The organism is Micromonospora sp. LOL_023 (assembly GCF_048060115.1).
Classification (GTDB): Bacteria; Actinomycetota; Actinomycetes; order Mycobacteriales; family Micromonosporaceae; genus Micromonospora_E.
Genome location: NZ_JBHMIM010000005.1, coordinates 49,586 through 61,468 on the forward strand (window position 1 = coordinate 49,586; position 11,883 = coordinate 61,468).

The following is an 11,883-nucleotide window of genomic DNA, read 5'->3' on the forward strand; positions in this document are numbered from 1 at the left end:
GATGGCTCGTCACATCCCGCAGCTGATCCGGGCCGGCGTCGCCGGCATCGCCGTCGTGCTGCTCGCCGCGACCCCGGCGGCGGCCGACGGTCCGACACCACTCCCGGTCGAGGCGACGCTCACCAAGGCCGGCACGTCGTTCCTGACCGCCGCCGCCGTCAACATCGATCAGCCGGTACGGGTCTCCGCCGCGACCGGCGAGTACCTCTACTGGTCCTTCCCTGCCGAGGCCGGCCAGACCAGCTCGATAGCCGCGACCGTCACCCTGGCCGATCCGGCCAGCCGTAGCGGCGCCTCCACCTGGACCATCGACGTCTTCGACGGACTACGGCGCCGGCAGCCCTGTACCGCCGGAGCGCAGTCGCCGGTCGGCTCGGCGACGGACCGCCAGGTTCAGGCCGGTTGTGTGCTGCGGCAGGTACGTGGGTGGGCCGAGCCGTGGTCGGCGGATCCGCTGCCCGGGACCTACTTCGTCCGGATCTCGGTGGCCGAACTCGCCGAGCAGGACCTCGGGTTGCCGGTGCAGGTCGAGCTGCGGATCACCGCCGATGTCTCCGGTGACACCAGCCCGGAGGGCGGGCGGTTGCGCGCACCGCTGACCCCGACCGGACAACAGGGTGCGGTGCTCACCAGCGCCGCGCAGCTCACCGACGACGAGGCTGCCAGCGACGAGGTTGCTGGCGACGACCCGGACTCCGCCACCGACGGTGACCAGGTTGCCGCCGGGCAGGACGAGGAAGGCAGTTGGTGGGGCAGCGTCACCGACTGGTTCGCCGGCTGGCTGCCCGAGTTCTCCAGCCGCTGGGTCTGGACGGCGCTCGGCGGCGTACTGGCGGCGGTCGGCGGCGTCGTCGGATTCGGCCTGACCCGAAGGCCTCGCCGGCGGCTCGCCGGCTGACGATCTCCGCCTACCGGCCGGCCGGTAGGCGGGTCGACGGCGACCGTCAACCGGCAACCGCGGTAGGTACCCGGGCACCCGGCCGCCGGACACCCACCCGCCCGGCGAACGCCGGCGGGTCGAGATCGACCAGCAGCCGGCGGAACAGCGCCGGCCGGTCCACCCGGATCACCGTGCTGCGGACACCCCGTTCGACGACGGTGTGCGGGAGTGCGAGGACCGGTGCGGCGCTGCGCAGCAGCGCCGCCGCCGGGGTGCTCACCGAGAAGGTGAGCACCCCGGCGGCCGGGTCGGGCGACGCCAGCAGCGCGGCCATCCGCCAGACCGCCAGCGCCGCCGGATAGTGCACGGCGGCCAGATCGGCGCTGGCGAGCATCCGGCGGCCGTCCCGCCAGGCACCGGCCAGCGCCCGCAGCACCCGGTGGTACGCCTCGGCGGTCACCTCGATCCGGGCCAGTGGCGTCGCCGCCCCGACCGGAACGCTGACCGCCCAGGTCATCGTGGTCAGTAGCCGGGTCATCCGGGCCGCGGCGACCGGTTGCTCGGTCTGCACGACCGGCAACGGCCCGGTCGGGCCGGTCGGTGCCGGACCGAGCCGGCGCCAGCCGACCGGTCGACGCTCGTTCCAACAGAACGCTGCCTCGAGCAGGGGATACGGTCCGAGGGGGCCATCCGCGACAGCCCACAGGACCCGGTCGGGCCCGTTGGCCGGGCGGCGGCCGGGGATGGTCACGGCCGGATGGTTCGCGGCACCTGCTGACACCGTTGCGGTCACGGTCAAACTCCTCTGCCACAGTCACGGACACGCCGTTGCGGCGCGCAGATCAACTTGCCGGGATGGACCGCTCCGCCACGAACAGTCCACCCTCGACGCGAAACGCCCACACCGAGACGGACGAATCGACCAGCTCGCCGGTTTTCGTCCAGACGATGTGGGTAGCGACGCCAGGTGCGTCGTACGCGTCGACGAAGGCCTCCATCGAGGTCCGGTCGCTGTGCCCGGCCCGGAGCCCGGCGAGGAACACCCGCGCCGCGTCGTACGATTCCGCGCTGTTGGTGCCCGGTTCCATCCCGAAGGCGTCCCGATAGCGCCGGGGAAACTCCTCGCCGGCCCGCTCGGGTGGCAGGCACGGACAGGTGATCACCACGTCGGCGTCCGCGTAGTCGCCGGCGGTTCGGAAGTACCCGTCCGCCTTGACGGCGTCACCGGCGACGAAGGTCGGGGTCAGCCCGGCTGAGCGTAGCTGCCGTTGCAGGCGACCAGCTTCCCCGTAGTAGCCGCCGTAGAAGATCACGTCCGCCGCGGCGGACCGGACCTGACCGACCACCGCCGCGAAGTCGGTCGTCCGGGGTGCGATCGTCGCCCGCTGCACCACCTTGGCACCCAGCCGGTCGACCACCTCGTCGGCCAGTCCCCGGCCGTACGCGCCGCCGTCGTCGATGACGAACACGGCCGCCCCGTCGAGGACCTGGTCGATGTACCAGCCGGCGGCGCGGCCCTGCGCCGTGTCGTTGCCGATCAGGCGGTGGAAGGTCGACCAACCACGCTGGCTGAGCTCGGTACGGGTGGCCGAGGTGGTGATCGTGGTGACCCCGCCCTGGTCGAGGATCGGCAGTGCCGCCTCGGCCTCACCGGAGAAGCCCGGTCCGATCACCCCGACGATTCTCGGATCGTCGACGATCCGTTGGGCCAGCGCCGGTGCCTGTTTCGGATCGCCCTGGGAGTCGTAGTCGACCAGGTCCACCGGGCAGTCCGGATGCTCCGCGCGATCCTGGTCGAATGCCAGCCGGGCCCCGTCGAAGATGTAACCGCCGAGATCCGCCGAATCCCCGCTGAGTGGACCCAGTACGGCGATCCGGCTGCCGCAGACAGCGGCCGGCGAGGCCTCGTCGCCACCGGTAGCCACGCACCCGGCGACCACGGGCAGTAGGGCAAGCACCGCCATCGGGCCCAGCGTTGCGCGCACGTCCACCTCCTGCACCCGGTCGGACTCACCTATCCTGCGGGTTGGAGCGTGAGTTTTTGATGAGACGGATCTTGCTCGCGGCGGTACTGGCCGTCGCGGGGTGCAGCAACCCGCCGGCGGGTGCCCCGGCCGAGTCGCCGACGAGCGAGTCGGCGGCTCCGGCCGGCACCGCACTGTACGCCGTCGCCTCCCGGACGTTGGAGAACATCGTCATCGACACCCAGGGGTTCGTGTTGTACCGCTCAGATCGGGACTCGGCGAGCCCTTCCCGGTCGGCTTGCACCGGCTCCTGCCTGCAGTCCTGGCTGCCGGTGCGCTGTCAGGGCGAGATCCGGGTCGAGGGCATCGACCGGCAGCTGGTCGCCTGCTTCGACCGGCCCGACGGCCGACGGCAGTTGAGCCTGGCCGGCTGGCCGTTGTACGGGTACGCCGGTGACCGGATGCCCGGCGACACGAACGGGCACGGGCAGCCCGACGGCTGGTTCGCGATCAGCCCGAACGGCGAGCGCGCGATCTACGTGTCGTGATCAGTGCTACGTGTCGTGATCAGTGCTACGGGTCGGGCAGCCGTAGCCGGGCCTCGGTGCCCCCGTCCGCGACGTTGACCAGCCGCACCTTTCCCCCGTGCAGCTCCGCCACCCAACTGGCGATCGACAGGCCGAGTCCGGTGCCGTCCTCGGCTCCGGACCGGAAGCGCTGCTCCGGGGCGTCGACGACCGCCTCGCTGAGCCCGCCACCCCGGTCCCGGACCCGTACGGTCGGCGGGTCTGCCGTGACAGTCAGGCGCACCTCGGCGGGCTGGTCGGCGACCCGGCCGTGCTGCACCGCGTTCTGGATCAGGTTTCGCAACGCGATCCGGATCAGCGCGGGATCCCCGGAGGCCACCACCGGCATGGTGTCCGGCATGGCGGTGTGCGGCGGCTGGACGGTGTCCGACAGCACCTCTTCCGCGAGCTGGTCCAGCCGGAACGGCTCGCGGCGCAGGTCCCGCAGCCCGGCTACCAGTTGGGCCCGGGTGAGCAGGACGGAGACGGAGTCGGCGAGTCGGTCGGCGGAGCGCACCACCTGGCGCAACGCGGCCGGGCGGCGCTGTGGTTCGGTCAGCGCGGTCTCCGAGACTGCCCGGATCACCGTCAACGGGGTACGCAGCTCGTGTGCGGCGTCGGCGACGAACCGCTCCTGCTGGTTGAGCGCGTCGGCGATCGGCTCGGTGCTCCGCCGGGCGAGCAGGTAGCCGCCCGCGCAGGCCAGAACGGTGAAGGTGACCCCGCCGACGACCAGGGCCAGGGCGAGTCGCTGGTTGGCGGACTCGGCCGGACCGGTATCGCCGAGCACGACGACGGCACCGGAGACCGCGCCGGTGATGGCGTGTTCGAACGGCACGGCGAGCAGCGGGGTCGGGTCGGTCTGGTCCTCACCGACCGGTCTGGCGATCTCGGTGCCGGTCGACCATACGGTGCGGGCCGGGGCGAGCAGCACGTCCGGCGAGATCACCGGCAACCGGGCCGGGTACGCGAAGACCAGGCTGAGTTCGGCCCGGCCGGCCTCGTACACGTACACGGCGGTGGTGCCGTTGGCCACCGCGTTGTCGAACAACTTGTCCAGTTGCAGCGCCCCGGAGTCGTAGTAGAGCAGCGCGGCCGCGGTGCTGGCGGTACGCCGCAGCTCGGCCGCGACCACCTCGTCGCGCTGCCGTTCGTCGACCAGCAACGCGACCGCCCCCATACCGGCCAACCCGACCACGTTGATCGCCATCACCAGTGCGGTGAGCCGGATCCGCAGGTTCCACAGCCGGTCGGCGGTCTGCAGCGGTTTGGCCGCCTGCTGGCCCCGCGCCGGGCGCCACCGCCACCGCCACCGCCACCGCCACCGGATCACGGCAGCACCGTGGCGATGCCGTAGCCGACCCCGCGCACCGTAGAGATCAACTGCGGTTCACCGAGTTTGCGCCGTAGCTGGGCCACGACCGCGTCCACCACGTTCGAGCTCGGGTCGGCCAGCTCGTCCCAGCAGTGTTCGAACAGGTCGCTGCGGCTGACCACCGCGGGTCGGCGGATCAGCAACATCTCCAGGACCGCGAACTCCTTGCGGGTCAGGGTCAGCAGGATGCCGGACCGGCGCACCTCCCGGCGCGCCACGTCGACCTCCAGATCGGCGACCCGCAGCAGCGCCGGGGTGGTGACGGCCCGGCGGCGGCACAGTGCGCGCACCCGCAACACGAGTTCGGCGGTGACGAACGGCTTGACCACGTAGTCGTCCACGCCTGCCTGGAACCCGGCGATCCGGTCCCCGGCGCTGTCCAGGGCGGTCAGCACCAGGGCCGGCAGGGCCAGCCCGGCGCGGCGGCGGTGGCCGAGTTGGTGCAGCGAGTCCCCCTCCGGCAGGATGCGGTCGAGCACCAGGCAGTCGTAGTCGTTGACGCTCATGCTCAGGTCTGCCTGGCTCCAGTCCGCGGCCTGATCCACAGCGAATCCGCCCCCGCGCAACGCGGTGACCACAGCGCTGCGTACCTCGGGGTCGTCCTCGACCACCAGCACCCGCATGCGGGCGAGGCTAGCAAGTCGCCGTCACCGCAACGTTTCGTTGCCGGCAGTCCGTCGACCTGTCGGACACCTGGTCAGCTCGACCGACGACGGCGCAGTCGACCCGTTGTGCACAAACCCGATCGGCGGCGCGCTGCTCCCGCACAGCTGCCGACGAATCCGAACTGGATCTTCCCACCGGATTCGGTCCGGCTGGTCCAGGAGGCGTTGCGGACAGCGGCGACGTGTCGCCGGCAGCGGCACGGGCACCACCATCGGCGGTTCGAGGGCGACCCGGCCGGGCCAGGCGCGGTCGGCGCAGATGTGACCTTGCCCACCGCCGCATCGCACGCCCCGTGTCGGTCGGCGGGACGGCCACCCAGCCGGCCTGCCGCCCACCCGACGCCCGGACGGCCGCCGCGCCCCCGGCCGCCCGACCGGTGCCCGCAACGACCGACAGCACCGGAACCCCTGGCTGAGCTGGGCACACCGGACCGCCGCGGCGGCGGGGCAGCCAACGTGGAGCCCGTCAGGGTCCGCTATACACAACGAAGCCCGCCGATGCATCGGCGGGCTGGACAGGGCTATCGGCCAGACTGGCGTCGCGGTCCTGACTTGTCGGCGATTCCGCGTCGTAACAATCGGGGACTAGCGTGGGGACGGGGAGGGCAACCCCCGTCCCCACCATCAGTTACTGACACGCACGAGCGGTTTGGCGTCCAGATCGTGCGTGACGCGCGGGAGCCGGGCCACGCGAGTGGCTCTGGTTCCACCTCCTCTCGACAGGTGGTGCGTGGGCTGGCGGCGGAGTCCGGGCTGGCCCGCCGCCAGCCGTACGGCTGAGCGGTCGACGTGCTGACGCAGACCTCGCGTCAGCGTACGTCTGACCCTGATCTAGGGGCACGTCCATCAATGGAAGCGCTCCCATGCAGGGACTGTAGCCTGAGTCACGAGTTTGCGAAAGTCCAGAGGCTGATCAGCTCACGAAATGAAGGCGTGACGAGACGGTTACGACCAGGATCACAGGCCGGTGATCGCCGGAAACCCGGCCGTCACGTGCGCCAGGGCCCGGTCCGGACGGCTCGTTCGGCGGGTTCAGCGGCCGAACTGCTGGACCTCGGCGGTGGACCCGGCCACGATCAACAGCGCGTCCGGCGGGATCGTCGTTTCGGGTCGGGCGTAGCGCAGGTGCTGATCCCGCTCCTTGATTCCGACCACGGTGATGCCGTACCGCTGGCGTAGCCGCGACTCGGCCAGGGTCCGACCGGCGGTGTCGGCCGGGGCACACACCTTGGCGATGGCGAACCCGTCGTCGAACTCGATGAAGTCGAGCATCCGGCTGGCCAGCAGGTGGGCGACCCGGTCACCCATCGCCGCCTCCGGAAAGATCACGTGATGGGCGCCGACCGAGCTGAGGATCCGGCCGTGCTTGGCGGTGACCGCCTTTGCCCAGATCTCCCGCACGCCGAGCTCGGTGAGCGCCACCACGGTGAGGACGCTGGCCTCGATGTCGGACCCGATGGCGACCACGACGCACGGATGGCCGGTCAGCCCTAGCTGCCGGAGCACCTGCTCGTCCGTCGAGTCCGCCTCGACCACCCGGGGGAGCCGGTCGGCGAAGCGGTGCACCCGCTTGGGATGGTCGTCGATGCCCAGGACGTGGTGCCCGAGACGGCGCAGCGACAGCGCCACCTGTCCACCGAATCGGCCGAGCCCGACGACCACGACGCTGTCGTCGCCCGACGCGACAGGTGAAGCATTCTCGTCCGACATATCAATTCGCCCAAAGCTTTCAATTGGCATTTTTGTTCTTTATCGTACTTTATCAAGCAGAGAACCGGGCTGCAGCCAGACGTGACGGGGCACGACGTCAACCCCGAGTACGCCATCAAGTGCAGACAGTGGACATCACCGAATGTCGTTGCCCGGTAACGGATTTCCCCCAGGTCAACCACGGTTCCGGAGGTGTCGGGGCCAGCCATCGATCCGGTAGGCTTGCCTGCGGTCTCTGCCAGGCGGCACCCTCCGGTGCCGGCAGTGACCGCCGCCCAATCACCCCTCCGGGGTGAGCCGGGGAACCAAGTTTCCACTGGGGTGAATCCGCATCAGCGGTAGGGATCGTTCCGTCCCGAACCCGTCAGCTAACTCGGTCGGCGGCCAAGGAAAGGAACAGGATGACCGCACCCCTCCGCCGGCGGTTTCCGCTGGCTGCGGCGCTGGCCGCCGTCACCGCCCTACTCGCCGGGTTCGTCGTCGCGTCGCCGGCCGCCGCCCAGGAGTCCGATCCTGCGGGCGAAGGCGCACCACCGCTGCTCAGCGAGGTGCTCGAATCGACCGGACGCGGTTTCGTCGAGGCGAAGGCAGCCGTCGAGGAATCGCGTAAGCGGCAACTCCAGCTCAGTCTCGAACTGGAGAAGATCCAGGAACGACTGGACGCGCTGACCCCCCAGATCGGCGAGGTGGCCGCCAACTCGTACCGGCTCGGCCGGATCACCCCGGTGATGGTGCTGCTCAACAGCGCCAGCCCGGACGATCTGCTGGAGCGGGCCGAAGGCCTGGACATGATCGCCATGCACGACAACAAGCGGGTACGCGAACTCAACCAGGCACGCGAGCAGGCCGCCCGCGCCGTCGCGGCGATCGACGCCGAGGTCGCCCGCGAGGAGCAGCAGCTCACCGCCATGGACAAACAGAAGAAGGAGGCGGAGCGGGCCCTACGGCTGGTCGGGGCGGTCGCCACCAACGGCTTCGTCTCGGCTACCTCGCCGGTCGCCGCGCAGGCACCCCGCAACTCCGACGGCTCGTGGCCGGCACAGTCGTGCAGTCAGGACGACCCCACCACGTCCGGCTGCATCACCCCGCGTACCCAGCACGCGCTGAACGAGACCAGCAAGGCCGGGTTCAACCGCTTCGTCTCCTGCTTCCGGCCCGGTGGGCCGTTCGAGCACCCCAAGGGGCGCGCCTGCGACTTCTCCATGCAGTCCAGCGGATTCGGCGGCGACGCCTTCGGCGACGACCGGCTGTACGGCAACAACCTCACCGCGTTCCTGGTCCGCAACGCCGACAAGCTCGGCATCCTGTACGTCATCTGGTACCGCCAGTTCTGGTCACCGACGACCGGCTGGAGTTCCTACAGCGGTGCCGGCGGCGACCCGAGCAGTGACCACACCAACCACGTACACCTGTCCCTGTTGTAAGGGTTCGGCCCGGTCGGTCGGTCGCGCTGCCGGTCAGGAACGGGAGGTGCCGGTCAGTCACACTTGCCGACCGGCACTCCCCAGCAGGACGGACGGTGATCGGCCCGATCAGTCGGGCCGATCAGTCGGGCCGATCAGTCGGCGCGGGCCGAACGGCGCACCGGTGAACGGCCCGTCGGTTGCTGCGGCGGCGGGCCGGCCGGCCCGGCCTGCGGGATCGCCCGGGTGATCGGCTTGTCCGCCGCGACCGTGACCGGCTCGCCATGGTGGGTCAGCTCGATGGTGGCGTTCGGGTCGACGTCGCGCAACGAGTAGGTCACCTCGTCGTGCTGGACGGTCACCCGCAGCCGCATGCCCCGCCACATCATGGTGAACTCGAGCCGGTTGATCCGCTGCGGTAGCCGGGGCGCGAACGACAGCTCGCCGGTGTGATCGCGCATCCCACCGAACCCGGCGACCAACGCCAGCCACGCCCCGGCCAGCGCGGCCACGTGGATGCCGTCGCGGGTGTTGCGGTTAATGTCGTGCAGGTCCATCAACGCGGCCTCGCCCATGTAGTCGTGGGCGAGCTCCAGGTGCCCCGTCTCCGCCGCGAGCACCGACTGGGTGCACGCCGACAGGGACGAGTCGCGCACCGTACGCCGCTCGTAGTAGGCGAAGTTGCGCGCCTTCTCCTCGTCGGTGAAGGCATCGCCCCGCCAGTGCATCGCCAACGCCAGGTCGGCCTGCTTGACTACCTGCTTGCGGTACAGGTCGAAGTACGGGTAGTGCAGCAGCAGCGGGTAGTGGTCCTGTGGAGTGCCCGGGAAGTCCCACTCCTGGTGCCGGGTGAAACCGGCCGACTGCGGATGCACGCCCAACTCGTCGTCGTACGGCACGTGCATCGACAGCGCCGCGTCCCGCCAGGCCGCGGTCTCCTCGTCGTCGACGCCCAGCACCCAGGCCCGGTCGGTGTAGCGCAGCGCGTAGTCGGCCGCCGCGAGCAGGTTCCGCTGCGCCATCAGGTTGGTGTAGATGTTGTCGTCGACCACTGCGGTGTACTCGTCCGGGCCGGTCACCCCGTCGATGTGGAACCGGCCGTGCCGGTCGTGGTGGCCCAACGAACGCCACAGCCGGGCGGTCTCCACCAGCAGTTCCAGGCCGATCTCTCGCTCGAACTCCATGTCCCCGGTGGCCTGGACGTAACGGCGGACCGCGTCGGCGATGTCGGCCGCGACGTGGAACGCCGCCGTTCCGGCCGGCCAGTACGCCGAACACTCCTGGCCACGGATGGTCCGCCACGGGAACGCCGCGCCGTTGAGCCCGAGCATCCGGGCCCGCTCCCGGGCCTGGTCCAGAGTCGAATGCCGCCACCGCAGCACCGAGGCGACCGCCGCCGGCTGGGTGTACGTCAGCACCGGCAGCACGAACATCTCGGTGTCCCAGAAGGCGTGTCCGTCGTACCCCGGTCCGGTGAGGCCCTTCGCCGCTATCGGCCGCTGCTCGGCTCGGGCACCGGCCTGCAGCACGTGGAACAGGCCGAACCGGACCGCCTGCTGGATCTCCGGATCACCGTCCACCCGCACGTCCGAGTGGTCCCAGAAGTCATCGAGGTACTTGCGTTGCTCCGCGCAGAGCCCTTCCCAACCTGAGATGCGGGCACCGGCCAGGGCCGCGCCGACCTGGTCGCGCAGCGCCGGCAGGGAGCGCTGGCTGGACCAGCCGTACGTCAGCAGCTTGACCATCCGCAGCCGCTGCCCCGGCAGCAGCGTGCAGGAGACGGTGGTGCGTACCCAGTCGTCGAACCCCTCGGTGCTGACCGCGACGCCGTCCGGGCCGTCGATCTCGTGCCCCATCGCCGCCGCCATGCGCAGGCCGCTGGCCTTGGTCCGGTGGATCAGCAGCCCACCGTCGGACTGCACCAGCCGCTCCTCGGCCTGCAACGGCTGATCCAGCACGGCGGCCACCCGTGGGTCCTTGCTCTGTGCTGGCAACTCCTCGTTGGCGACCAGTTCGGACTGCACGATGATCCGCAGCGGCTCGTCGACCGCCTCGACCTCGAAGCAGATCGCGGCGACCGCCCGCTGGGTGAACGAGACCAGCCGGGTGCTGCGGACCCGGGCCGTGCGCCCGGCCGGTGAGCGCCACTCCAGCCGGCGGTCCAGCAGCCCGGCCCGCAGGTCGAGGACCCGCTCGTGGGAGATCAGGTCGCCGTAGCGCACGTCGAACGGCTCGTCGTCGACCAGCAACCGGATCGGTTTGCCGTTGGTGACGTTCACCAGCGTCTGGCCGGACTCGGGGAAGCCGTAGCCGGCCTCGGCGTACGGCAGCGGCCGCAGCTCGTAGAACGAGTTGAGGTACGTGCCCGGGAGACCGTGCGGCTCGCCCTCGTCCAGGTTGCCCCGGAACCCCACGTGCCCGTTGGCGAGGGCGAAGACCGACTCGGACTGGGCCAGGATGTCGAAGTCGAGCCGGGTCTCCCGGACATGCCAGGGCTCGACCGGATAGGCCCGCTCGCGGATCACCGTTCGGCTCCGGCCAGCAGGTCCCCCAGATCGCCCACCACGATGTCGGCACCGTTGGCGAGCAGTTCATCTCCGATGCCGACCCGGTCGACACCGATCACCCAGCCGAACTCGCCGGCTCGTGCCGCCGACACCCCGGCCAGGGCGTCCTCGAAAACCGCGGCGTTGCCCGGCTCCACGCCCAGCTGCGCCGCGGCGGCCAGGAACGTGTCCGGTTCCGGCTTGCCGCGCAGGCCCTTCTCGCGCGCGATCACCCCGTCTACCCGCACCTCGACCAACTCCTCAATCCCCGCGGCGATCAGCACGTCCCGGCAGTTCGCGCTGGCCGAGACGACGGCCCGCTGCAGCCCGACCCAGCGAGCGGCATGGAGATAGGCCAACGAACCGTCGTAGACCTGCACGCCGTCGGAGGAGATGCGTCGCAGCAGGATCTCGTTCTTCCGGCTGCCGATGCCGTTGACGGTGTCGGCTTCCGGGGGGTCGTCCGCCGACCCCTCGGGAATCTCAACGTTTCGCGAGGCGAGGAAGGAACGCACCCCGTCGGCCCGGGGGCGGCCGTCGACGTACTGGCTGTAGTCGGCGCCTGGATCGAAGGGCACGAAGGGCATGCCGGTGGCGGCGGCCCGACTGCGGAGGAAGTCGTTGAACGTCTCCTCCCACGCCGCGTTGTGTACCTTCGCGGTCTGGGTCAGCACCCCATCGAGATCGAACAGGCAGGCGGTCACATGAGCGGGTAGACCGAGCACACCGCCAATCTAGCCCGATCTCCATCAGGCCGGCCCGGTTTCCCCGGCG

At 70.7% G+C, this 11,883-nt stretch carries 10 protein-coding genes and 1 riboswitch; of the genes, 3 read left to right on the forward strand and 7 right to left on the reverse strand.

Translation table 11 applies throughout. The annotated features are described in order from the left end of the window. The first annotated feature begins 1 nt into the window (after position 1). Entirely contained in the window at positions 2 to 898 is an 897-nt protein-coding gene (locus ACFHVL_RS04340; protein WP_416625756.1) for a peptidase, read from the forward strand. Between the two features lie 46 nt (positions 899 to 944). Here ACFHVL_RS04340 and ACFHVL_RS04345 read toward each other — a convergent pair whose 3' ends face one another. Beyond that, positions 945 to 1,673: a hypothetical protein gene (locus ACFHVL_RS04345; RefSeq protein ID WP_416625758.1), complete on the reverse strand. Its 729-nt coding sequence runs from the start codon at positions 1,671 to 1,673 to the stop codon at positions 945 to 947. 49 nt (positions 1,674 to 1,722) lie between these two features. Then, the gene (locus tag ACFHVL_RS04350; RefSeq protein WP_416625759.1) at positions 1,723 to 2,865 is read right to left on the reverse strand and encodes a branched-chain amino acid ABC transporter substrate-binding protein; all 1,143 of its coding nucleotides are present in this window, start codon (positions 2,863 to 2,865) and stop codon (positions 1,723 to 1,725) included. Between the two features lie 59 nt (positions 2,866 to 2,924). Between ACFHVL_RS04350 and ACFHVL_RS04355 the strand changes: the two genes are divergently transcribed. Continuing rightward, positions 2,925 to 3,392, forward strand: coding sequence for a hypothetical protein (locus ACFHVL_RS04355; RefSeq protein ID WP_416625760.1), 468 nt, complete (start codon positions 2,925 to 2,927; stop codon positions 3,390 to 3,392). Between the two features lie 25 nt (positions 3,393 to 3,417). Here the strand turns inward: ACFHVL_RS04355 and ACFHVL_RS04360 are convergent, their stop codons facing one another. The 3 genes from ACFHVL_RS04360 to ACFHVL_RS04370 form a co-directional block, all read right to left on the reverse strand. Further along, on the reverse strand, positions 3,418 to 4,743 hold the full coding sequence (locus tag ACFHVL_RS04360; protein WP_416625761.1) for a sensor histidine kinase: 1,326 nt from the start codon (positions 4,741 to 4,743) through the stop codon (positions 3,418 to 3,420). Then, the gene (locus ACFHVL_RS04365; RefSeq protein WP_416625762.1) at positions 4,740 to 5,408 is read right to left on the reverse strand and encodes a winged helix-turn-helix domain-containing protein; all 669 of its coding nucleotides are present in this window, start codon (positions 5,406 to 5,408) and stop codon (positions 4,740 to 4,742) included. Before ACFHVL_RS04365 ends, ACFHVL_RS04360 begins: the two co-directional genes overlap by 4 nt. 1,074 nt (positions 5,409 to 6,482) lie before the next feature. Continuing rightward, on the reverse strand, positions 6,483 to 7,160 hold the full coding sequence (locus ACFHVL_RS04370; protein WP_416625763.1) for a potassium channel family protein: 678 nt from the start codon (positions 7,158 to 7,160) through the stop codon (positions 6,483 to 6,485). 262 nt (positions 7,161 to 7,422) lie between these two features. Next, positions 7,423 to 7,559, forward strand: a riboswitch (cyclic di-AMP (ydaO/yuaA leader). A 2-nt stretch (positions 7,560 to 7,561) separates the two neighbouring features. Between ACFHVL_RS04370 and ACFHVL_RS04375 the strand changes: the two genes are divergently transcribed. Beyond that, positions 7,562 to 8,584, forward strand: a complete 1,023-nt coding sequence (locus ACFHVL_RS04375; RefSeq protein WP_416625764.1) for a coiled-coil domain-containing protein — start codon at positions 7,562 to 7,564, stop codon at positions 8,582 to 8,584. Between the two features lie 134 nt (positions 8,585 to 8,718). Here the strand turns inward: ACFHVL_RS04375 and ACFHVL_RS04380 are convergent, their stop codons facing one another. Next, a complete protein-coding gene (locus ACFHVL_RS04380; protein WP_416625765.1) occupies positions 8,719 to 11,088 on the reverse strand; it encodes a glycoside hydrolase family 65 protein in 2,370 nt (789 codons plus the stop codon). Next, positions 11,085 to 11,834, reverse strand: a complete 750-nt coding sequence (locus tag ACFHVL_RS04385) for an HAD family hydrolase (protein WP_416625766.1) — start codon at positions 11,832 to 11,834, stop codon at positions 11,085 to 11,087. Before ACFHVL_RS04385 ends, ACFHVL_RS04380 begins: the two co-directional genes overlap by 4 nt. Positions 11,835 to 11,883 lie beyond the last annotated feature (49 nt).